At 39.3% G+C, this 20,504-nt stretch carries 22 protein-coding genes; 10 read left to right on the top strand and 12 right to left on the bottom strand.

The window, feature by feature from the left end; genetic code table 11:
* Positions 1-235 precede the first annotated feature (235 nt).
* The 4 genes from MST18_RS07295 to MST18_RS07280 all read right to left on the bottom strand — a co-directional run bounded on the left by MST18_RS07295 (position 236) and on the right by MST18_RS07280 (position 4,167).
* A complete protein-coding gene (locus MST18_RS07295; protein WP_078193819.1) occupies positions 236-979 on the bottom strand; it encodes an SDR family oxidoreductase in 744 nt (247 codons plus the stop codon).
* 19 nt (positions 980-998) lie between these two features.
* Positions 999-1,697: a histidine phosphatase family protein gene (locus tag MST18_RS07290; protein ID WP_111884351.1), complete on the bottom strand. Its 699-nt coding sequence runs from the start codon at positions 1,695-1,697 to the stop codon at positions 999-1,001.
* The gene (locus tag MST18_RS07285; RefSeq protein ID WP_180133412.1) at positions 1,694-2,815 is read right to left on the bottom strand and encodes a phosphotransferase family protein; all 1,122 of its coding nucleotides are present in this window, start codon (positions 2,813-2,815) and stop codon (positions 1,694-1,696) included. Before MST18_RS07285 ends, MST18_RS07290 begins: the two co-directional genes overlap by 4 nt.
* 110 nt (positions 2,816-2,925) lie before the next feature.
* Positions 2,926-4,167, bottom strand: coding sequence for an acyl-CoA dehydrogenase family protein (locus tag MST18_RS07280; RefSeq protein ID WP_111884349.1), 1,242 nt, complete (start codon positions 4,165-4,167; stop codon positions 2,926-2,928).
* Between the two features lie 93 nt (positions 4,168-4,260).
* On the opposite strand from MST18_RS07280, the gene MST18_RS07275 reads away from it, so the two are divergent.
* The 5 genes from MST18_RS07275 (at position 4,261) to MST18_RS07255 (ending at position 8,687) form a co-directional block, all read left to right on the top strand.
* Positions 4,261-5,178, top strand: a complete 918-nt coding sequence (locus MST18_RS07275) for a LysR family transcriptional regulator (protein WP_180133413.1) — start codon at positions 4,261-4,263, stop codon at positions 5,176-5,178.
* Positions 5,179-5,395: 217 nt separating this feature from the next.
* Positions 5,396-5,950 (top strand): thermonuclease family protein, encoded by a 555-nt coding sequence (locus MST18_RS07270; protein WP_078193824.1) that lies wholly within the window; start codon positions 5,396-5,398, stop codon positions 5,948-5,950.
* 139 nt (positions 5,951-6,089) lie between these two features.
* Complete coding sequence (locus MST18_RS07265) at positions 6,090-6,866, top strand: DUF805 domain-containing protein (RefSeq protein WP_180133414.1); 777 nt, start codon at positions 6,090-6,092, stop codon at positions 6,864-6,866.
* A 191-nt stretch (positions 6,867-7,057) separates the two neighbouring features.
* Positions 7,058-7,504 carry a MarR family winged helix-turn-helix transcriptional regulator gene (locus MST18_RS07260; protein WP_180133415.1) on the top strand — a complete coding sequence of 149 codons (447 nt, stop codon included), beginning with the start codon at positions 7,058-7,060 and terminating at the stop codon, positions 7,502-7,504.
* A complete protein-coding gene (locus MST18_RS07255) occupies positions 7,488-8,687 on the top strand; it encodes an MFS transporter (RefSeq protein WP_180133416.1) in 1,200 nt (399 codons plus the stop codon). The genes MST18_RS07260 and MST18_RS07255 overlap by 17 nt, the downstream gene beginning before the upstream one ends.
* A gap of 7 nt (positions 8,688-8,694) precedes the next feature.
* Here MST18_RS07255 and MST18_RS07250 read toward each other — a convergent pair whose 3' ends face one another.
* A complete protein-coding gene (locus MST18_RS07250; protein WP_180133417.1) occupies positions 8,695-9,681 on the bottom strand; it encodes a GlxA family transcriptional regulator in 987 nt (328 codons plus the stop codon).
* 122 nt (positions 9,682-9,803) lie between these two features.
* Here MST18_RS07250 and MST18_RS07245 point away from each other — a divergent pair, with 122 nt between their 5' ends.
* The gene (locus MST18_RS07245; protein WP_180133418.1) at positions 9,804-11,591 is read left to right on the top strand and encodes an acyl-CoA dehydrogenase; all 1,788 of its coding nucleotides are present in this window, start codon (positions 9,804-9,806) and stop codon (positions 11,589-11,591) included.
* Positions 11,592-11,747: 156 nt separating this feature from the next.
* Here MST18_RS07245 and MST18_RS07240 read toward each other — a convergent pair whose 3' ends face one another.
* The 5 genes from MST18_RS07240 to MST18_RS07220 all read right to left on the bottom strand — a co-directional run bounded on the left by MST18_RS07240 (position 11,748) and on the right by MST18_RS07220 (position 17,128).
* Entirely contained in the window at positions 11,748-12,350 is a 603-nt protein-coding gene (locus tag MST18_RS07240) for a nitroreductase family protein (protein WP_180133419.1), read from the bottom strand.
* 206 nt (positions 12,351-12,556) lie between these two features.
* A complete protein-coding gene (locus tag MST18_RS07235) occupies positions 12,557-13,048 on the bottom strand; it encodes a hypothetical protein (protein WP_078193829.1) in 492 nt (163 codons plus the stop codon).
* Between the two features lie 361 nt (positions 13,049-13,409).
* Entirely contained in the window at positions 13,410-14,804 is a 1,395-nt protein-coding gene (gene fumC, locus MST18_RS07230) for a class II fumarate hydratase (RefSeq protein WP_180110934.1), read from the bottom strand.
* A gap of 199 nt (positions 14,805-15,003) precedes the next feature.
* The gene (locus tag MST18_RS07225; protein ID WP_180023610.1) at positions 15,004-16,011 is read right to left on the bottom strand and encodes an SDR family NAD(P)-dependent oxidoreductase; all 1,008 of its coding nucleotides are present in this window, start codon (positions 16,009-16,011) and stop codon (positions 15,004-15,006) included.
* A 520-nt stretch (positions 16,012-16,531) separates the two neighbouring features.
* A complete protein-coding gene (locus tag MST18_RS07220; RefSeq protein ID WP_180133420.1) occupies positions 16,532-17,128 on the bottom strand; it encodes a phosphatase PAP2 family protein in 597 nt (198 codons plus the stop codon).
* 302 nt (positions 17,129-17,430) lie between these two features.
* Between MST18_RS07220 and tusD the strand changes: the two genes are divergently transcribed.
* The 4 genes from tusD to MST18_RS07200 are packed head-to-tail and all read left to right on the top strand — an operon-like array spanning position 17,431 to position 18,856.
* On the top strand, positions 17,431-17,799 hold the full coding sequence (gene tusD, locus MST18_RS07215; RefSeq protein WP_180102027.1) for a sulfurtransferase complex subunit TusD: 369 nt from the start codon (positions 17,431-17,433) through the stop codon (positions 17,797-17,799).
* A 45-nt stretch (positions 17,800-17,844) separates the two neighbouring features.
* Positions 17,845-18,195: a hypothetical protein gene (locus MST18_RS07210; RefSeq protein WP_180133421.1), complete on the top strand. Its 351-nt coding sequence runs from the start codon at positions 17,845-17,847 to the stop codon at positions 18,193-18,195.
* Between the two features lie 13 nt (positions 18,196-18,208).
* Positions 18,209-18,496, top strand: coding sequence for a DsrH/TusB family sulfur metabolism protein (locus MST18_RS07205; protein ID WP_180133422.1), 288 nt, complete (start codon positions 18,209-18,211; stop codon positions 18,494-18,496).
* Between the two features lie 48 nt (positions 18,497-18,544).
* The gene (locus tag MST18_RS07200; RefSeq protein ID WP_111884335.1) at positions 18,545-18,856 is read left to right on the top strand and encodes a TusE/DsrC/DsvC family sulfur relay protein; all 312 of its coding nucleotides are present in this window, start codon (positions 18,545-18,547) and stop codon (positions 18,854-18,856) included.
* A gap of 82 nt (positions 18,857-18,938) precedes the next feature.
* Here the strand turns inward: MST18_RS07200 and MST18_RS07195 are convergent, their stop codons facing one another.
* Together MST18_RS07195 and MST18_RS07190 are read right to left on the bottom strand one after the other, a co-directional pair.
* On the bottom strand, positions 18,939-19,418 hold the full coding sequence (locus tag MST18_RS07195) for a helix-turn-helix domain-containing protein (RefSeq protein WP_078191046.1): 480 nt from the start codon (positions 19,416-19,418) through the stop codon (positions 18,939-18,941).
* Between the two features lie 149 nt (positions 19,419-19,567).
* Positions 19,568-20,467, bottom strand: coding sequence for a LysR family transcriptional regulator (locus MST18_RS07190; RefSeq protein WP_180133423.1), 900 nt, complete (start codon positions 20,465-20,467; stop codon positions 19,568-19,570).
* Positions 20,468-20,504 lie beyond the last annotated feature (37 nt).

The following is a 20,504-nucleotide window of genomic DNA, read 5'->3' as shown; positions in this document are numbered from 1 at the left end:
TCGCTATTTTGAGAACAAATCATCGTCTGTTCAAATATTCAACATTTTATTTATTTTCAATATCTTATTTATAAATAATCTGAGTATTTACTCCATTTTTTCTTTGCAAAATCGGCTACTTTTACTGTCTTTTCATCACAGGTTTGATGTATTCCTTTTTAACCTACAGAGGATGACGAATATCACTTGAGAATAAAAAAGCCCCAAAATTGGAGCTTTATTATTGAATAAAGGTTTAACCCAATTTATTCACGATCTTCAATGGCAATACTTTCATCGCAAGACCTAAAGGCAACCACGGCCATTGTGGTACATAGGCTTTAACCGGTGCTTTCTCAATGGCTTTTGCTAAAAGATGTGAACCAGTTTTTTCATCGACTTCAAATGGCAGTTTTTTCGCACCTTCATTGATCTCTGTACGAATATAACCAGGGAAAATAGTCGTCACTTTAATTGGGGTATCAATCAGCTCTGCCCGAATACCTTCAGCTAAAGCTGCAACACCTGCTTTACTTGCACCATAAGCCGTTAAATGTTTAGGCATACCGCGCATAGCACTCATCGAAGAAATCACCACCAAATGCCCTGCATTTTGGCTACGGAAAATTTCAACTGCAGCTTCGCATTGCGCCAAAGCAGAGATAAAGTTGGTTTCAACTGTCGCACGGTTAATTTCAAAATTACCTTTACCAATACGACGGCCTTCACCAACACCTGCGTTGACAATAACACGGTCAATACTGCCAAAATCTGCTTTAAAGGCACGGAACACTTCAAACACTTGATCGTAATTTGTGACATCGAGGGTTTTCGCAATCACTTTGATGCCATATTGGCTTTCCAGTTCATTTTTTAGCGTTTCTAGACGCTCTAAACGACGTGCACAAATGGCTAAGTTGTAGCCTTTTTGTGCAAACTCGCGTGCCATTCCTGCACCAATCCCTGAGCTTGCACCTGTAATTAAAATTGTTTTAGCCATGATAATTCCTTTGTTTATCTTAGATCCAAGTCAATAAATTTGGATCAACTGCTTTTATAAAATGGTGTTCATTTAAACTGAGTAATTGCGGTTCATTTCCAACCAAACGCAGTGTTGTCATACTGGTATTGGCAATGGCCCAATTAAGTGCAAATGTTTTTTCAGGACTCAGCCCTAATATTTTACCTACGGCAACCGAGATCACTCCACCTGAACTAAAAACAACGGCATAACGTGGTTTGGTTTCAGCCAGTTGAGTGCATAACTTTTCTAGCGCTGTTTCGACTCGATTTTTAAAATGTGGCCAAGATTCATCGTATTCATGATGAAATTCTCCGCCTGTCCAACGTTCAATGGCACCTTCAAAAATTTTGGATAAATAAGCACGCGGGTTTTCATGCTTAGATACATCTTCTTTTAATAAATGCGGCTGGTTAAATCGAGGTTCATATTGAGCAAAAACTTGCTGATGATTAAATTCATTCCACGCGTTATCTGTATCAACTTGTGCTTCTGGAAAGCATTCAGCCAATGCAAGATTGGCTGTTTGTTGATGACGTTGCATTGAGCCCGCAACCACATAAGGACTTTCTTTTAAAATACGGTCGAAATACTGTCCCAGCACCTTAGCCTGTAGCTCACCGTTGGGAGAAAGCTTGTCATAGCTTTCGGCACCAAAAGAAGCCTGACCGTGCCGAATTAAATATATCGTGGTCATTTCCCTAAAATATCCTTCATTTTTTCAATATATTTTTGTGCCACGTCATTGGCTTCAAGTTTTTGCAAACCAATAAGTTTTAATGCACGAATATGTAAAGCATGGATCACAATCCAAAAATCTTTAAATGCCGGATTATTGGTTTGTTTATGGTAGTAGCGGTAATAAATTTGCTGTGCAATTACTGCTAAACGGAAAATGCCGAACACTTCATAAAATGTCCAGTTGTCTGTTTGTAGACCAGTTTTTTCTAAGTAATATTCAACAACTTCTTTACGGCTAAACATGCCTTTCAAGTTGGTCGGCTGACGGCGTGTGGCTTTAAAAATTGCGTTATCGCCACTTTCAACCCAATACGCCAAAGCCGAACCTAAGTCCATCAATGGATCACCAAGCGTTGCCATTTCCCAATCCAATACGCCAATCACTTGGGTAGGATCATTTGGATCTAAAATCACGTTATCAAAACGCCAATCATTATGAATTACACAGGTTTTAGAGTCAGCAGGAATATTGTCTTTGAGCCAATTACGGACATATTTAAAAGAAGGAACATTTAATGTTTTGGCTTTTTCAAAGCGTGCGTCCCAACCTTCCACTTGACGACGACAGTATCCGTCGCCCTTGCCTATTTTTTCTAAAGCGGTGCCTTCATAAGGCACTTGATGCAGTTCAATTAACTTGTCGATGACGTTGGTACATAACGCTCGAACTTGAGTTTCATCAAAATTAATTTCTTTGGGTAAGTTTGCACGTGGAATGATGCCTTCTACGCGCTTCATTACGTAGAAATCACAGCCAATCACTGATTCGTCCTGACATAGCGCCACCATCTCAGGGAGTACAGGATAAAATTCAGATAATGCCTTCTGTACATTATATTCACGTGCCATATCATGTGCAGACTTGGCTTTGGTGCCTTTTGGAGGACGACGTAAAATTAAATCAGCATTGTCGTATTTTAAGCGATAAGTCCAATTTGATGCGCCACCTGAATATTGAGTGACTTCTACAGGCCCTTCTATTTCTACGCCATGTTCAATCAACCAATTGCCTACAGCACGTACATCCAGTTCTTCACCCTCACGAACTGAACCGCCTACATCGATCACTGACATGCTTTTCTTCCTAAACTTGAATCTATCATGATGATAAAAATATAATTTTCTATAGTTTTATAGCATGGACAACTCGGGGTTGCCATGCCAAATATGTGACTACAACTTGTTTATTTTTTACGGCGGCTGCTGTAACCGCGCTTTGCCAATTCTAATTTAGCAATCATACCTTTATGCACTTCATCAGGGCCATCAGCTAGACGCAGTGAACGTGCTTGCGCAAAGAAACCTGTGAGCGGTGTATCTCGAGAAACTCCAGCACCGCCGTGAATTTGAATCGCCATATCAACAACTTTTTCTAAGACACTCGGCGCGACCACTTTAATTGCAGAAATCTCGGTTAATGCAGCCATATTCCCTAGAGTATCCATTTTATATGCTGCATAAAGGGTCAGTAAACGTGCTTGATCGATTGCAACACGCGCTTCTGCTACGCGTTCTAAATTGCCACCGAGTTTTAGAATTTCTTTACCAAACGCAGTGCGGCTCATACCGCGGTCAATCATCAGTTCTAGCGATTTTTCGGCAGCACCAATACAACGCATACAATGATGAATACGGCCTGGGCCTAAACGACCTTGTGCAATTTCAAAACCTTGACCTGCGCCGCCAATAAAGTTTGCAACAGGAACACGAACATTTGTGAAGCTAATTTCACCATGTCCATGTGGCGCATCATAGTCGCCAAACACAGGTAACATACGTTCGATTTTGACTCCAGCAGTTTCAACAGGTACTAAAACCATAGAATGCTGATGATGACGGTCTTTGCTTTCATCTGGTGTATGCGCCATAAAAATAATGATTTTGGCATTAGGATCACCTAAACCTGAAGACCACCACTTACGGCCATTCAATACAATTTCGTCGCCTTCAACGACAGCCGTAGCTTCCATATTGGTGGCATCACTTGAAGCAACAGCAGGTTCTGTCATACAAAATACCGAACGGATTTTGCCGTCTAGTAATGGTGTTAACCATTGCTGCTTTTGTTCTTCGGTACCATAACGCCAAATCACTTCCATATTGCCGCTGTCAGGTGCATTGCAATTGAATACCGTAGGTGCAAGTAAGCTACGGCCTGAAAGTTCTGCGATGTGTGCATATTCTTGTACAGATAAGCCTTGCCCAAGTTCAGAACAAGGTAAGAACATATTCCATAAGCCCGCAGCTTTGGCTTTATCTTTTAAGACCTCTAACTGTGCCGGCCATTGCCACTTGGTCCAATCGCCACCTTGGTTCAACTCATGAACTTCTGCCCAAAACTCAGTTTCTACAGGCTCAATTTCATCTTTAATAAATTTTTTTGTTCTTTCAATATAATCTTGTGCACGTGCTGAAAGTTCAAACATGACAACATCCTTTAAATATTATGTTCTTTACGCTTTACAACACCATAACCTGAAATCTAATATGAACAAAATGATTTAATTCAATAGATGAACATGAATAGTATTCATAAAAACACCGTCATCGATATGGGTGTTTTCCACCGTATGGATATCAATTTATATCCACTTTATATCGCAATTTATGAACAAAAAAGTATTTCAAAAGCTGCGCAAATATTGTGTATTACTCAGTCTGCAGCGAGTCATGCACTTCAACGTTTAAGACAACATTTACAAGATGACTTATTTGTACGTGCTGGGGCAAAAATGCTTCCGACCCCATTTGCCGAGCAGATTTATCCTGTAATTAAAAATGCGCTTATTGCGATTCAAAGTATTTCTATCCAAAAACAACAATTTACTCCGTCGATGGTGCAGAGCTTAAAAATTGCGGTACATGATGAAATTGAACCGATCATTTTTCCCAAGTTAGTTGAACACTTTCAACAGCAACAGTTTCAGATCCAATTTTCCAGTATCAAATTAGATCGCAAAACCATTGTGGCTGATCTTGCTGCACAGCAAATCGATTTTGCGATTGACCTTGAGCAAAACTTTGGTGAAAAGATCAATTTTCAAACCTTGGTTGAAGACCAATTCGTGATTTGTAGTCAACACCCTAAGATGGATGAGTCTATTTATCTTTCTGCTCCTCACATTGGGGTTTCTTCCCGACGTGCAGGTGTATTAGTCGAGGATATTTATTTAAATCGTAAAAAACACTCTAGAGAGATTTTTTTACGCTGTCAGCATTACTCTACTGCGCTACAAATTTTGGCACAGCAACCCAAGGCAATATTAACGATTCCGCAAAATATTTTGACGCATTTACAGGTTGCTCCCGAACTGAATATTTTTGATGTACCTGTAGACTTGCCGAAAATTAAATTAGGTATGTATTGGCATAATGATTTGGAATTAAATTCACGGCATGTTTTTTTGCGAAGCCAAATTTCTAAAATTTTTGCTTAGGCTATTTTATGATGATATATCAGCTTGCTTAGGCTATTTACATGGATTTAGATTGAATTCTGCGTGATGAAACTTGCTGTATATTTATAGATCAAATGCTGATTATTTAAGGTATTTTTAACTGACCGTCGGTTTATTCGACAGCCATAAATCATGAGTTCTTATAAAATCTAAATTCCTGTTTTTATGCGATATGAGCTCGTTCATATCATTGTGTATGCTTTCAAATCTCTCCGCGAATTGGCTCATGGCGTTAGGTGCAGTACTGTGCCTGATCACTGTCTATGTTCTCTATAAAGTCACCATTTTCTTAAAGGATTTTTTCCAGCCTTTTAAGAAAGGAAAATCTTACCTCTGCCGTGTATCCGATATTAGTGATGGCGATACCCTCACCTGCTATCGGATGAATTTAAGACGTTCTAAAACCAAACTTCGCTTTGCTTATGTGGACGCGCCAGAATCGACACAAGCCTACGGTAAAGAGTCAGCCCGCCTGATCAAATCCATGGTTTATAAGAAATTTGTCCGCGTAAAAATCACTGATGTAGACCGTTATGGCCGCTGCGTTGGGGTTATTTATCGCTATCGTAAATGCATGAATGAAGAAATGGTAAAACGTGGTGCTGCGTGGGTGTACGAAGAATACATCCGTGACCAAAAGCATTTGCACTATATGATGAATTTACAAAGTAAAGCACGTAAACAAAAGAAAGGTTTGTGGAAAGCCAGTCGTCCAATGCGCCCTAAAGAGTATCGTAAATTACATAAATAACAGACCACAGTGCAGCATGGCTAAGGAATATTTGATGACTTAGCCATGTCTAATATTTGACCTTTTTTTACTTCGCTATACAATAATGCTGCTCTTTTGGGCATAGAAAATAAATTAGATAATTAAAATTGGAATAATAATGACTGAACTTACTTCAAACGAATTGAATCCGTTTCAACAAGATCAAAATATTCAGCCTCAAATTCAAAAAGCCGATCATCCACTGTCTCCTGAAGGACGTTTTGGCCGCCTGTCCTATTTAGCGTGGTTATTTATCATTAGTATGATTTATACCTGCCTATTGGGCATCAGCGTCGCGCTGGGTCTTTTTGCATTTTTCAATTCAGCAGAACGTAGTATTGATGCACTTTTTAATTCATTTTTAGGACTCAGTGCGATCGCTCTGATTGTCGTTTCCATTATTGCAATGTTTGTCGCAATGATCTGCATTACGATTCGTCGTTTACATGATCTAAATAAAAGCGGTTGGCTCTGTTTAATTTTTCTCATCCCACTGGTCGGAACCATCTTTAGCATTTATGTGATGGCTGCAAAAGGCACCGAAGGTGAAAATAAATATGGCATAAAACGTCCAACGGAACAAACAGAGAAAGTTATTGGGTCATTGTATCTAATCCTGATGATTGTTTATTTATTGGTCATGATCCCATTGATGTTCAATATGCAAAGTATGATGAGCAATTTAGAACAAGCGCAATTACAAGAACAAGCAATGATGTCTGAAGGTGAACCTGAAGAATTAACAGATGAACAACTTGCGGCTTATTTAGAGCAAGCTGAATCAGAAGGTGAAGAACTTGCTTATGCAGATGGTGAAAGTGTAGAAATTTCAGAAAATGCAGACAGCTCAGCGGAAGATGCAGCAATTGCAGCTGCAGAAGCTTCTGTAGAATAAACACGTATTGTTTAAGGTATCAATTCATCGATATGCATTGAACGATAAGCTTTAAATGAAATGTTATGCAAGAAAACCTGTGCGCACACAGGTTTTTTTTATACCTGATTTTTATGCTTTGAGTTGTTCACTTGAATTGAAAATAAATTAGGCGTAAAGTTGCGATAATTTAGTTACCCTAGTTAACTATCATGAATTCCACATTAGGTTTCCGCTCTTCACTTCTGCGCTGTGCGCGTCTGATGAGTGATGAAATCAACACGATTTTATTGCCCTATCATTTGAACTATTCACTTTGGCAAGTCATGTTTGTCATCCGTGAAAAAACTGCTTGTACATCTATTGAAATGGCTGAATATTTAAACGTATCCAAGCCATCCATCACAAAGCGAGTCAAAATTCTTGCACAGATGGATATTTTGAGTCATGTGCAAACGGACGATAAACGTCAAAAGAAAATGATGCTCAGCGAGACTGGACGTGAGTTATTTCAGCAATGTGCAAAAGACATAGATGCCTTTGAGCAGCGCCTGATCGCGCGATTAGCAAGCCAAGATATCCAACACTCCATTCAAATTTTACACCGTGTCATGCAAGAACTTGAACAAAGCACTGTAGGTGATGATCATGCAAGATAAAGCACCACTTTGGACTCGAAATTTTATTTTAGTCAGCGCCATTAACTTCCAATTGGTTTTAACCTTTTATCTCTTGGTTGTGGTGATCGTGGGCTATGCGGTGGCTGAATTGGGTGCGACTACAGCCCAAGCAGGTTTAGTTTCAGGCTTGTTCATTGTCGGCACATTGGTCGGGCGTTTATTGGTGGGTAAGTTCCTAGAACGTTTTGGTCGTAAAACAACACTGATCGTTGGTTTAATTGGCTTTTTAGTCTTTTCTGGTTTTTACTTCATTCAGTTTGGCGTCGGCATGTTACTTTTCATACGCTTTATGCATGGCTTTATGATGGGTATTGCATCAACAGTGCTGGGTACCTTAATTGCCCAAATCTTACCAGCGACACGTCGCGGTGAAGGCATTGGCTACTACAGCATGAGTAGTACGTTAGGTACAGCTATTGGGCCATTTCTTGCAATTTGGATGATGTTACACATTGGTTATCACGCGATTTTTATCGTTTCTACGATTATCGCATTGAGCTGCCTATTGGTTGCCTTACTGATTCAAGTGCCCGATTTACCCAAAATCAATAAACCCCTCGATACTGTTGAAGCCGTCAAAAAACCAAGTTGGATTGCTCAATTTGTAGAGCCTAAAGCATTACCGATATCATTCATCATGCTTTTCGCTTCAATCTGCTATTCAGGCGTTTTGTCTTTCATTAACTTTTATGCCAAAGAAATCGATTTGGTTGAAACAGCCTCGTTTTTCTTTTTGATGTATGCCGTTGCGATTTTAATTTCTCGCCCATTTACTGGCCCGTTGATGGATCGTAAAGGTGAAAATATTGTGATCTACCCTGCTTTTGTGATTATGGGTGTAGCACTGGTACTGCTCAGCATCACACAGAGTTCATGGATGCTTTTACTTTGTGCCGGCTTACTTGGACTCGGTTATGGCAATATTCAGTCGGTCTGCCAAACAGTTGCCGTGAAAAGTGCACCGCTTGAACGTATGGGCTTTGCCACTTCGACTTTCTTTATATTTTTGGATGCAGGCTTAGGCTTTGGACCATACTTTATCGGTAAATTGCTCGACCATATTGGTTACTCACAATTGTATTTGTATAGCGCATTTGCTGCCTTTGCATGTATTGGTGCTTACTACATTTTACATGGTCGTTATACCGTTCGAACGGCTTAAACTATAACTAAACATCAAATCGTCGGCTGAAACGTCGACGATATTCTAAGGGGCTCAGCCCCGTTTTTTTTTGAAATAACCGTCGAAATGAGCTTGGGTCACTATAGCCAACATCTCGCATAATTAGATCTAAAGCATGTCCCGTTTCTTCTAAACGCTTTCGTGCAGCTTCAATCCGTATCGATTGTAAATATTGATTGGGTGGAATATCCAAAGCCGTTTTAAAATGTCGAATCAATGTCCTCGTTGTCACATTAAACTGCGCCGCAAGATCATCTAAGACAATATGTTCATGATAATGCTGTTCCAACCAATCTTGAACTTTTTGTACCAAACCATCCTGATGAGGTTTAGATATTTTCAATAATGAATAGGACAACTGACTATCACGACGATAATCCAATACAAATGATTTTGCCGTGTGGATTGCCGTTTCAAAACCATAAAAACGTTCGATTAGGTGCAGTCCCAAATCAAACCATGCTAAGCCACCTCCAGCACAGTAAATATTTTGATCATGGCTAATGAGCTGATCTGCATTCAGTTTGACCAAAGGATAGCGTTCACGAAACATTTGCTGAAAGCCCCAATGCGTCGTTGCCTGCTTACCATCTAAAAGCCCTGCTTCTGCCAGAAAAAAATTACCCGTACAATTTCCTGCGATCAGTCCGCTCTGCAATTGCCGAGTTTTTAATAACTCGATTAGTGCTGAATTTTGCGCTAAAACATCTAAGATCGGCGCGCCTATCGTTGGAACAATGATGATATCTGCATCTGTTATTTCAGAAAATGCTAAATCTGCATAAAGCTTGATGCCATTGATACATTGCACTGCTTGACCATGTTGTGAGGAAATTTTGACCTGAAATAGCCGCTGCACATTTTGTTTTTGAATCCGGTTCCAACTGACTCCCGCCATTGCAAATAGATCAACAACCCCTGTAATCGCAGAAGCCAAAGCACCATCAAATGCTAAAATTATGATTTTCTTCATTTAAATTTCAAATTATCAAAATGTCATTTTTGACTTATTAAGTGTCATTATTGACAATTCTATATCTAAAAATCAACTGCTAGGCTTAAGCCATAAAATTCGACCCGATTAGAGATTGATCAATGGCGCAGTTAATCAATGACAAAGATTTAAATTTTTTGCTATTTGACGTGTTTAAAGCGCAAGACTTAACGCATTACCCACGTTTTGCTGAGCATGATGCTGAAACCTTCAAAAGCATCCTAGAAACTGCACAAGGTATTGCTCAAGACTTTTTTGCACCTCATAACGCAACAGCCGATCAAAACGAACCTACGTTTGATGGTCAACAGGTTAAAACCATTGCAGAAGTCAAAACGGCATGGAAGCAATTTGCAGATGCCGGCTTGCTTTGTGCGCAGCATGATTATGATGCAGGCGGTATGCAACTTCCGACTTTGATCAACATGGCTGCAAATGCTTATTTCATGTCAGCAAATCCTTCATCAGTGGCTTATTCATTTCTAACCGCTGCGGCTGCAAATGTGATTCAAGCTTTCGGTACGACTGAACAAAAAGATAGGTTTGTACCGCATATGTTCAGTGGTCGCTTTGCAGGAACGATGGCCATGACTGAACCTGATGTGGGTTCATCTTTAGGTGATTTGACCACAAAAGCTATACCGCAAGCCGATGGTACCTACCTCATCAAAGGCCAAAAGATGTTTATTTCAGGGGGTGACCAAGACATCACTGAAAATATCGTGCATTTGGTCCTTGCTCGCATCCAAGATGCACCTCAGGGCGTGAAAGGTATATCGCTGTTTATTGTTCCGAAGTATAAAACTCTAAGCGATGGTTCACTTGCAGGCGCCAATGACGTTCAACTGGCCGGCTTATTACATAAAATGGGCTACCGAGGTACAACATCGACTGTGCTGAGCTTTGGTGAAAAAGACCAATGTACAGGCTATCTGATTGGTGAAGCAGGTGCTGGTCTTAAATATATGTTTAAGATGATGAATGAAGCGCGAGTCGGAGTCGGCTTAGGTGCAGCCATGATTGGATACCGTGGCTATTTAGAATCGCTCGAATATGCAAAGAATCGTCCACAAGGCCGCTTAGTTTCAGATAAAAATCCTGCCGCAAAACCTGTCAATATTATTCAACATACAGATGTTAAACGGATGCTTTTGGCGCAAAAATCCTATGTGGAAGGCGCACTTGCATTATGCCTATTTGCTGCACGTTTAATTGATGAACATCAAGCCGCTAACAACGAAGACAGTGCGCTGTTATTAGATTTAATTATCCCTGTCGTCAAATCATTCCCTTCTGCCTATGGACCCAAAGCCAATGATTTAGCCATTCAAGTTTTAGGTGGTGCGGGCTATACCCGTGAGTATCCGCTTGAACAATGTTATCGCGACAACCGCTTAAATCCGATCCATGAAGGCACATTTGGCATTCAGTCTTTGGATTTGTTGGGTCGTAAGCTTTGGCAGCACAACAGCAAAGGTTTGATGCTGTTATTACAACGTATGCAAAATACAATTGATCAAGCTCAAGATCCAAAAACGGAAGCGCTTGCAGCAATTTTTTCAGCGCATTTAAACACGGTGAAGAAAACCACACAAAGTTTGGGACAAGTCCTCGCCCAAGGTCGTGTCGATCAGGCACTGGGAAATTCTGCGTTGTATCTAGACATAATGGGCAAAGTCATCATTTCATGGCTATGGCTTGAAATGGCCAATCAAGCCCTTGTGAAATTTGAACATTCAGATTTAGCTGAAGATCAACAATACTTAGCTGGTAAATTACAAGCCGCGCAATATTTTATCCGCTGGGAGTTACCTGAAATAGAACATCAAGCCAAGTTATTGCTAGAACTTGATGATACTTGCCTCAACATGCAAGAAAGCTGGTTCTAGCCACCCGTTTAGCTCAGTCCTCAATGGGCTAATCTGGACAAGGTTTTCACGGATGAAAATCTTGTCCAACCCTATCTATTTCAATAAAAACTGCTATAAAAAGAGGAACTTATTTTTCGTTCCTTTTTTATCAAAATTGAGTGCTATACGCTGCAATTATTGGAAGACTTTAAAACGAGCAGCATCATCCATATAACCTTTTTCTTTCGCTTCACCTTCCACTGAACCAAAAACCAATTGAGCACGAAGTTTCCAATGCGCAGGAATGTCCCATTCCGCATGCACTTGTTCATCCACAATTGGGTTGTAATGCTGTAGTGATGCGCCTAAACCTTCGGTGTGTAACGCAGTCCAAGTCGCAAATTGGGCAATGGCAGTTGAATGCTCTGCCCAAATCGGAAAGTTTTCTGCATAAGACGGAAATTGTGCTTGTAGACCACTGACCACATCCAAATCTTCAAAGAACAAAACCGTACCTAAACCTGCTGCAAAACTTGCCATTTTCGCCGTCGTCTTCGCAGCACTTTCTTCATCTTTTGCATAAGATTTTAATTTGTCAGCGACTAAGCCCCAAAATTTTTCGCTTTCACCATTAAATAAAATAACAGCACGAGAAGATTGTGAATTAAATGAAGACGGGCTTTGTTTAATCGCTGTTTGGATCAAATCAGTTAAATATTCTGTGCTTTGGCTTACATTGTCCCCAATAGCATAAATAGTACGACGTTTGCTTATCAGGTCAATAAACTGATTTGACATATAAAATGATCCTTTAGAATATAATGTGCAGATGAGTCAGAAACATTTGGAATGATAAGTATCGCGACTTTCCAAATGTTTTGAATGCTCTACTTGCTAGATCGGTCACTATGAAACAGTCACTTGTCGAAGTAAATCTGAAGTTCTGCTGTACATATAAAAAATCCTCCTAAGCGGAGGATTTTTCGACTAAAACTTTGTACAGTTTAGAATTTTGCTTCTAATACATTCGCTGATACTTGGTTTTTCCAAAGCTCACGTAAAGTCGGTAGATAGAATTTTTCACCTAGCTCGACCAACTCAGCATCAATTAAACCATGAACTTCGTGCATGAATAGATAATCCAGTTCAACAGTTTGTAATTTTGACTGTGCTTTTTTATATTCTTTGCGCTTTTGCTGAGCTTTTTTTACCAAGTTATCTGCATAAGCACGGTCTTTATATTGCGCAATAGCATTCAAACGCAGTTCGATTACGCCCCAACCACTGAGTAGTAATTTGAATTTTTCAAAATCAGTAGTAGTAGATTCCCAGCTCATTTCTTCTAGATTTTCATTCTCAGGCAAAACTGGTAGCAAAAGCTCCATAACACTTGGGAAAATCTTTTTAAAATTCAAAACAAATTTAACAGGATGCTCGCCCGGATAGTCTTTAAATTGAACGTTCTTTTGGACATCTGTCAAATAGATGGTGAGCATTGGGGGAAATCCTTAAATAAAACACTGTCTTGCAAATATTTATTCAAACAAATGTCAAATAGCAACGAAAACAGAAAAAGAAAGGCATTTTAACAAGTGTGCCAATGAATTCAAAGCCCAATCCAATGAATTACTCGCTTCATCATCAGGCCTTTCTTCATTTTATTCGTTCCCCTATTTTTAATAAATCGTCTGGTTTCTATACATACATTTCAAGATGAATATGAATCCAAAGAATCTGTGTTAGGCAATAACTAGTTGAAAAATAATTCAATCATATATCCAATAAAAAGAGAGGCTGAATATGAATCAGCCCCTCTTTTTATTTTCAAACACTCTAGATGAATGATCTCAAAACAATTTATTTGGTATTGGGTGAAACCATTTGCTCAGGACGAACCACTTCATCAAATTGCTCTGCAGTGACTAAACCGAGTTCTACCGCAACTTGCTTTAGAGTTTTACCTTCTTTATATGCAGTTTTAGCAACTTTCGCAGCATTTTCATAACCAATTACAGGATTGAGTGCCGTAACTAACATTAATGAATCATGTAAGAAATGATCGATTTTTTCACGGTTTGGCTCAATGCCTACTGCACAGTGGTCATTAAAGCTATTACATGCATCACCGAGGAGTTGAATAGATTGCAATAAGTTAAAGGCAATAACCGGCATAAACACGTTTAATTCAAAGTTACCCGATGCCCCAGCAACATTAATGGTTGTGTCATTTCCAAGTACTTGAGCAACCACCATCGTCATAGCTTCACTTTGAGTTGGATTAACCTTACCTGGCATGATGCTTGAACCTGGTTCATTTTCTGGAATGCGTAGCTCACCAAAACCACAGCGTGGGCCACTGGCTAACCAGCGCACGTCATTGGCGATTTTATTTAAACTTACAGCAAGTGTTTTTAACGCCCCCGATGCAAATACAGCAGCATCACGTCCTGCAAGTGCTTCAAATTTGTTGGGTGCAGTTACAAATGGCAGACCCGTTTGTTTCGCAAGTTCTGCTGCTGCTTTTACAGCATATTCAGGATGTGCATTCAGACCTGTGCCGACCGCTGTACCACCTAGTGGTAATTCATACAGTCCTTCTAAAGCTTGATTTAAACGCTTCAAACCATGATCGAGCTGTGAAACATAGCCGCTAAACTCTTGGCCTAATGTTAAAGGCGTTGCGTCCTGTAAATGTGTACGGCCAATTTTAACAATATCTTTAAATTCTTTAGATTTCGCTTCTAAAGTATTACGCAGTTTCGTTACAGCAGGAATTAAAAGCTCATTGATTTGTAGGCTTGCAGCCACATGGATTGCAGTTGGGAATGAATCGTTGGTCGATTGAGCACGATTGACATGATCATTGGGATGCACAGGCTTTTGTGAACCCAATGGATTGCCTAGTTTTTGATTGGCAATATTGGCAATTACCTCATTACAGTTCATGTTACTTTGCGTACCAGAACCCGTTTGCCAAACTACCAGTGGGAATTGTGCATCCCACTGCCCTGAGATCACTTCTTCGGCTGCATTGACGATATAACCAGAAAGTTCCTGAGGGATTTGACCCAATGCTGCGTTAGTAATCGCTGCTGATTTTTTAACGAGACCCATTGCACGAATCATTGGACGTGGTAAACGTTCACCACCAATTTTAAAGTTTTGCAAACTACGCTGTGTTTGTGCACCCCACATCGCATCGCTAGGTACTTCAACATCGCCCATTGTGTCATGTTCAATACGTGTTTGCATAAATGACCTCATATCCTTATCTATAAAACTTGAACGTCTATGCAGAATTAAACTCTGCTGATAAATACAGTTTAGGTAACTTGCCTAGATTTGTAAATAATAACCATTATCAATTATAAGTGGTTTATTAGATAATCTTTATCGTGATTTTATAAAGAAAATCATATTCAATGATGTTTTTTTTCCAATACAAGACGAGTTAATTACCTCTTAATGTTTGTTGATAGAAACGCCATTCATCTTCTAGCATTTTCTTTAAATCTTGTTCAGGCTGCCAATCAAAAGTACTTTTCGCTTTCTGTGTACTTGCCCCAAGCTGGTCATATTCATGGCTTGGATAAAAACTAGATTCGACCGTCTTAATCTCCGCCTGTGTCACTTCTGAAAGCGTATCCAACAGTTGCTGTATCGAAACCAATTCACCTGAAATATTAAAGGCCTCGCAAGTAAATTGTTGCTGCGACAACCATTGCAAACATTGCCACACCGCCTTACAGCAGTCGAGTACATGCAAGAAACTCCTTTCCACAGTACCATCTTCAGTTTTGGCTTGTTTGCGAAGTTCAATAAAGTCTCGTTGTAAAGCCCCGACTTGCATCGCTAGTGGTACGATATTTTTTGGCAATGGCGCTACAAACTCACCTAAAACTGCATGCTCGAAAGCACCTGCGACGTTTCCTAAACGCAAAATCGCAATTTTCCACTCATTATCCGTACGTGCAGTATCCCGTATAATTTCTTCCACCATCTGTTGAGATTTCACATAGGGATTTGGATAGGTAAAATTGATTTCTGTGTCTTCTGTTAATTCTGCCGACGACTGACCATATACCGCTAAACTTGATAGATGGATCAGTGTTCGTACACCTGTTCGCTGCATGGCACGCAGCAAACTCATGATACAACTGACATTATCATTATAATATTCAAGTGGTTTAAGGACGGATTCTTCCAATGACTTAAAGCCTGCCGTATGAATGACAGCATCGACGGTATATTGTTCAAATACTTTATTGAGTGCGGGAGTATTGCGAATATCGAGTTTGACAAAAGGCACATACATGCCTGAAATAAATTCTAGTCGTTCAAGTGTTTGTAAATTTGCATTGGATAAATTATCCACAATAATGACTTCTTGACCTTGAGCCATTAAACTCAAGGCTATATGTGAGCCTATAAAGCCTAAACCACCAGTCACTAAAATCATTGTTTAGATACTCCTTATAGTTATCAAGCTTTTACAACTCTTTGGCATCATCTTGGTGTCGCCACCAACTTTTCTACAGATCTAAATTTTGAAACTCCGCCTCAGCATTTTTCATGAGCCGAACAATCTGCAAGAGCATTCTAGTTTTATCTTACTGCTTTAGAATTTTGACTGTGTTGCAGTTATGGATATTAACTGTATTTGATTTACGACAAATAACCTCGCTAGCAGTTCCAATTTGAAGACATCACAAGTTTTCGTGGTAATTGAGCGAACAACTTTTAGAAGAAGAAATTTAAAAATAGTCGCACGGCAAAGCATATTTCACAGCAATAAAAAGTATTAGAGGTGATCTACTCGAATGAGCAAACAGCATTGAGCAGTCTGACTATTTTTTGAGGTATAGGATCTGGATGTGAATGCCAGATGAATCATTAGAATTATTCATCTAGCAAGATGTTGGCAATGTAACTATAGCAGCAGCAAACTTTAGAAATCGCAGATATCTAAGGAACTTAATTTAGCGGATATAGCCTTTTTTGATCATGGCTGAAAATAAAAATTCATAAACTTTTAAGATCAAGCTCACCAAATAAGACCCATATTTTCGCCATAAAGACAGTCCGACAAAATTCAGCAAAACTGCAATGATCAGCGCCCCAGCCATATCCATTGGATAATGCACACCCAAATAGACTCTCGACCACGCCACAAGAAAAGCGAAAGCTAGAAATACATAGCCGACAGCTTTTTGCTTTGAAAATATATAAGAAAATGCAATCGTACTAAAAAACAGCATGTGATCACTCGGGAATGATCCATTCGGTGAATGTTCTATAATCGTGCGTCCAACGTCCAAGACAAAGGGTCTAGGATAGTAAAAGAAACTTGAAATCACTTGGCTGATAAGAAAAGCGACGATTGTAAAAACAGTGGCTTTAACGATTTGTTTTTTGGTGTCAAAACTGCCTTTAAACCAAGCCAAAAACATCAAAAGAATCACGATATAAAATAGATCATTGGCTATAAATATGGCAAAAGAAATAGTGAAATCTAAAGCATTGTCCGAAGCATTGATTGAATTAAATAAACTTAAGTTAAATTTCTCTATATTCATGAGTTGGTTTAAAAAATGAAAAGATCATAGCACTCTGTAAAATCAAAAATTGCGTTTTATTCATATAAAGATTTTTCAGTATGTAACCGCACAGTTTATTTATGAAAAAGTGATGGCTCGAGGCTGAATCCAAAATAAACCAAAAGTTATATTTGAAGAAAAATTGGCAATGACTTCGCTACCTAAATAAGTAAAACTTTGCAAATATTCAGATCATTGAGTAAATCATTGTATACTAGCTTTTTCTTCTGAACTCAGAACAAACTGTCGATCTAGACCGTTTATTCATTTAGTGAATTTCAATGAGTACTCTATTACTAATTACCTCCTCACCGACTTCGATATTGGCTTGGCATGCTTTGGGTCTTGCCCAAGCGCTGAAGCAGAAAGGCGAAAACTTTCGGGTTTTTTTCTATCAAGATGGTGTAAATGTCGCAAATGCCCTGCAATGGGTGCCAGATGATCAACGCAAATTCAGTAGTGAATGGCAAAAACTCGGCATTCGTTTACCTGTTTGCGTAAGTGCAGCGCTCGCACGTGGGATCACAGATCAGGAAAATGCACACCGTCACAATATTCAGCAACATAATCTAGCTGAGCAATTTGAACTTGTGGGCCTAGGCGAACTTGCCGATGCCGTACAAGCTGCTGACCGTTTATTGCAATTCTAAAAATTTTTATTGCCGCGCATTTGTAGCATTGAAAAGGAAAATTACGTGAAATCTGTACTGGTTGTTTTAACCCATGCAAATCTTGCAAGCTTACAAGTACATGAAAGTCTTTCTGCGACCATGGTGCTTGCAACCTTCGGTTGTAACGTAAAAGTGTTGCTCAAAGATGCTGCGCTAAGCTTACTTCAAGCCGAACAAGAGTTTAGTCAACTCAAGCATGCATTTAAACTCGCATCCAACATGGTTGATAGCTTTGAGTTTTATGATCTCACCCCGATTTATATTGAACAAAAAAATTCACAGCATCCATTTGTGATCAACAGTGAGCAAGAGCTTGAGTTTGTTCAGTTCAATACCGAATTAGTTCAACAATTTGATCATGTGTTGTATTGGTAAAAGAGGAATGATGATGTCAAATTCTACGCTGTATTTAGTCCAAGCCAGCTATACCAATACTCTACAGCACATCCAGCAATTAGCCAGTTTAATTAACCCTGAAGATGCAATCATCCTGATGGGTGAAGCAGTCTTATATATTGCAGATGAACAAATTCAGCAATTTGGCACATGTTATGTACTTGAAAATGATGCTGAGATTTTAGGTAAAACTATGAATTATAGTCATATGAAAGTAATCGACTATGCCGCTTTTGCTGATCTATGCCTTAGATTTAAAAGATGTATTTCACTCAAATAATTTGAGTAAAAGCGATCCATTTCTACAATCTTCTCTTTTGGAATGAATATGAATCTTGAATTAGACCAAGATGGCCATTTGGTGGATTACACTATTTGGAATGAAGCTGTTGCCCAAGAACTGGCTAAAAGTTTAGAGCTTGAGTTAAGCCCTTGGCATTTTGAAGTTTTACAAGCTGTACGACAGTTTTATCAACAGTTTGGTCACTCACCGGCAACTCGCCCACTCATTAAATTTTTAATGAAAACGGTGAGCGCTGATATTAATAATGCGGTGTTACAAGACAAATTTAACACGGGTTTGGTCGCTCGGCATTTAAGTCGTTTAGCGGGAATCCCTAAGCCTGCAAATTGTTTGTAATTTTAAAGCAATCTAAATACCGCTTAGGCTATTTTGGCTAAATAGATGCAAATCAGCATCTTGAAGAAAGCCATAAAACAGCTTAGGCAGGTTTTAATTGGTTGAGTGCGATGTAATAGGCTTGGGTAAATATCGGTTTGACCTGTTTGGCTTGGATCGGTTCAGCACAACATGAGCACACCAAAACCGGTTTAAATTTTTGCCCACATGCCTGATGGACATATTCAACAGGTGATCCTAAGCCCTGATCCATATATTGATCAGCCCAATGGGTCATAGCTAGAAGGATTGGATACAAGTCTAAGCCTTTTTGAGTCAGTCGATATTCAAAACGTTCCTGACGCTCGACATAAGCAACTTTGGTTAAAATACCCTCTTCAACCAAACGCTTTAATCGGTCGGATAACACATGACGCGTCACACCGAGATTTTGTTGAAAGTCATCAAAACGTCGAATGCCCATAAATGCATTACGGATAATCAACATGGTCCAACGATCCCCTAGCACTGAAAGTGCACGAGCGATTGAACACGGTTGTTGACCAATATCATCCCATTTCATTTTATGAACCATCAAAAATAACGACCAACACCCAATTTAATTCATGCCTGTTGATTTTGCAAAATCCTTTTCAATAATCTTTGATGTACAAATCATAAATCCACCTTCATTTCCTATTATTTATTTCATCGGATTGATCTGCGAATAAACTAAAAATGTATTTTGTCTTTATTGTCTTCAATTATTTCTAGCCAAGCACGCGTTGCGGGACTCATGGCAACAGTGGTATTCCAGGCCATACTGAGCTTCCAGTCTAGGTTTGGATTTTCTAATTCAGCCACATGGTATTTTGCCGCATCAAGTTGTTCACAATAAATTTTAGGCAGAAGTGCAATCCCGACATTTGAATCTACCATTTTGGCGATAAAGTCCCACTGGCTACTTTTACACACCACATTGGGCTCAAATCCGACGTAATTTGCCGCCTGTATAATGATGTCATTGAGTGTGAAGGTATCGTCATACAATAAAAAAGATTCTTCTTTTAATTCAATCAACGAAACAGTTTTTCGCTTACGCCACTGTGAGTTTTTTTTGGACAATAGACACAAAGGTGACTCCATCACTGGAATACCACTTAACACCGGTTTCAAGTGACCCAAAATAATCCCGACATCGACCTGTTTTTTTAAAATGGCACTTTCAATACCCGTCGCACCTACCTCAAAAAAGCTCAATTCAATATTCGGGTATTTTTTATGAAACAGCGCGATTAACTGACTAAACATCACCGATGCCAATGGCGGTAAACCTAGAGTCAATTTACCTTGTTTTAAGGCACGAACTTGGGTGACTGTATCAAGCATCCGTTGTTGTTCATTCAATATCACTAAAGCATGCTGATAAATCTGCTCTCCCATATAGGTGAGCTGCGCTTCCCTTTTACGCCCTGCTTCACCTTTATGAAATAAAGGCACGCCGATCTCATCTTCTAACTGACGAATTAATTTACTAATGGTCGGCTGAGTGACAAAAAGCGCTTCTGCTGCATGACTAAAACTCTGTTTTTGTACGATGGTCACAAAGACTTTTAGGCTTTTAATGTCCATTATTATTCCATTCAAGCATAATTAATAATTAATTATT

Source organism: Acinetobacter sp. YH12068_T (genome assembly GCF_024606005.1).
In the GTDB taxonomy this organism is placed as follows: Bacteria; Pseudomonadota; Gammaproteobacteria; order Pseudomonadales; family Moraxellaceae; genus Acinetobacter; species Acinetobacter amyesii.
Note: the sequence above shows the minus strand (reverse complement) of the source record. Positions and strands in the feature narration are given on the sequence as shown.

What these genes read in the sequence shown, in the direction of transcription:
- MST18_RS07295 (WP_078193819.1), bottom strand. Translation starts at nt 979, where the DNA reads ATGGCTAAAACAATTTTAATTACAGGTGCAAGCTCAGGGATTGGTGCA.
- MST18_RS07290 (WP_111884351.1), bottom strand. Translation starts at nt 1,697, where the DNA reads ATGACCACGATATATTTAATTCGGCACGGTCAGGCTTCTTTTGGTGCC.
- MST18_RS07285 (WP_180133412.1), bottom strand. Translation starts at nt 2,815, where the DNA reads ATGTCAGTGATCGATGTAGGCGGTTCAGTTCGTGAGGGTGAAGAACTG.
- MST18_RS07280 (WP_111884349.1), bottom strand. Translation starts at nt 4,167, where the DNA reads ATGTTTGAACTTTCAGCACGTGCACAAGATTATATTGAAAGAACAAAA.
- MST18_RS07275 (WP_180133413.1), top strand. Translation starts at nt 4,261, where the DNA reads ATGAATAGTATTCATAAAAACACCGTCATCGATATGGGTGTTTTCCAC.
- MST18_RS07270 (WP_078193824.1), top strand. Translation starts at nt 5,396, where the DNA reads ATGCTTTCAAATCTCTCCGCGAATTGGCTCATGGCGTTAGGTGCAGTA.
- MST18_RS07265 (WP_180133414.1), top strand. Translation starts at nt 6,090, where the DNA reads ATGACTGAACTTACTTCAAACGAATTGAATCCGTTTCAACAAGATCAA.
- MST18_RS07260 (WP_180133415.1), top strand. Translation starts at nt 7,058, where the DNA reads ATGAATTCCACATTAGGTTTCCGCTCTTCACTTCTGCGCTGTGCGCGT.
- MST18_RS07255 (WP_180133416.1), top strand. Translation starts at nt 7,488, where the DNA reads ATGATCATGCAAGATAAAGCACCACTTTGGACTCGAAATTTTATTTTA.
- MST18_RS07250 (WP_180133417.1), bottom strand. Translation starts at nt 9,681, where the DNA reads ATGAAGAAAATCATAATTTTAGCATTTGATGGTGCTTTGGCTTCTGCG.
- MST18_RS07245 (WP_180133418.1), top strand. Translation starts at nt 9,804, where the DNA reads ATGGCGCAGTTAATCAATGACAAAGATTTAAATTTTTTGCTATTTGAC.
- MST18_RS07240 (WP_180133419.1), bottom strand. Translation starts at nt 12,350, where the DNA reads ATGTCAAATCAGTTTATTGACCTGATAAGCAAACGTCGTACTATTTAT.
- MST18_RS07235 (WP_078193829.1), bottom strand. Translation starts at nt 13,048, where the DNA reads ATGCTCACCATCTATTTGACAGATGTCCAAAAGAACGTTCAATTTAAA.
- fumC (WP_180110934.1), bottom strand. Translation starts at nt 14,804, where the DNA reads ATGCAAACACGTATTGAACATGACACAATGGGCGATGTTGAAGTACCT.
- MST18_RS07225 (WP_180023610.1), bottom strand. Translation starts at nt 16,011, where the DNA reads ATGATTTTAGTGACTGGTGGTTTAGGCTTTATAGGCTCACATATAGCC.
- MST18_RS07220 (WP_180133420.1), bottom strand. Translation starts at nt 17,128, where the DNA reads ATGAATATAGAGAAATTTAACTTAAGTTTATTTAATTCAATCAATGCT.
- tusD (WP_180102027.1), top strand. Translation starts at nt 17,431, where the DNA reads ATGAGTACTCTATTACTAATTACCTCCTCACCGACTTCGATATTGGCT.
- MST18_RS07205 (WP_180133422.1), top strand. Translation starts at nt 18,209, where the DNA reads ATGTCAAATTCTACGCTGTATTTAGTCCAAGCCAGCTATACCAATACT.
- MST18_RS07200 (WP_111884335.1), top strand. Translation starts at nt 18,545, where the DNA reads ATGAATCTTGAATTAGACCAAGATGGCCATTTGGTGGATTACACTATT.
- MST18_RS07195 (WP_078191046.1), bottom strand. Translation starts at nt 19,418, where the DNA reads ATGAAATGGGATGATATTGGTCAACAACCGTGTTCAATCGCTCGTGCA.
- MST18_RS07190 (WP_180133423.1), bottom strand. Translation starts at nt 20,467, where the DNA reads ATGGACATTAAAAGCCTAAAAGTCTTTGTGACCATCGTACAAAAACAG.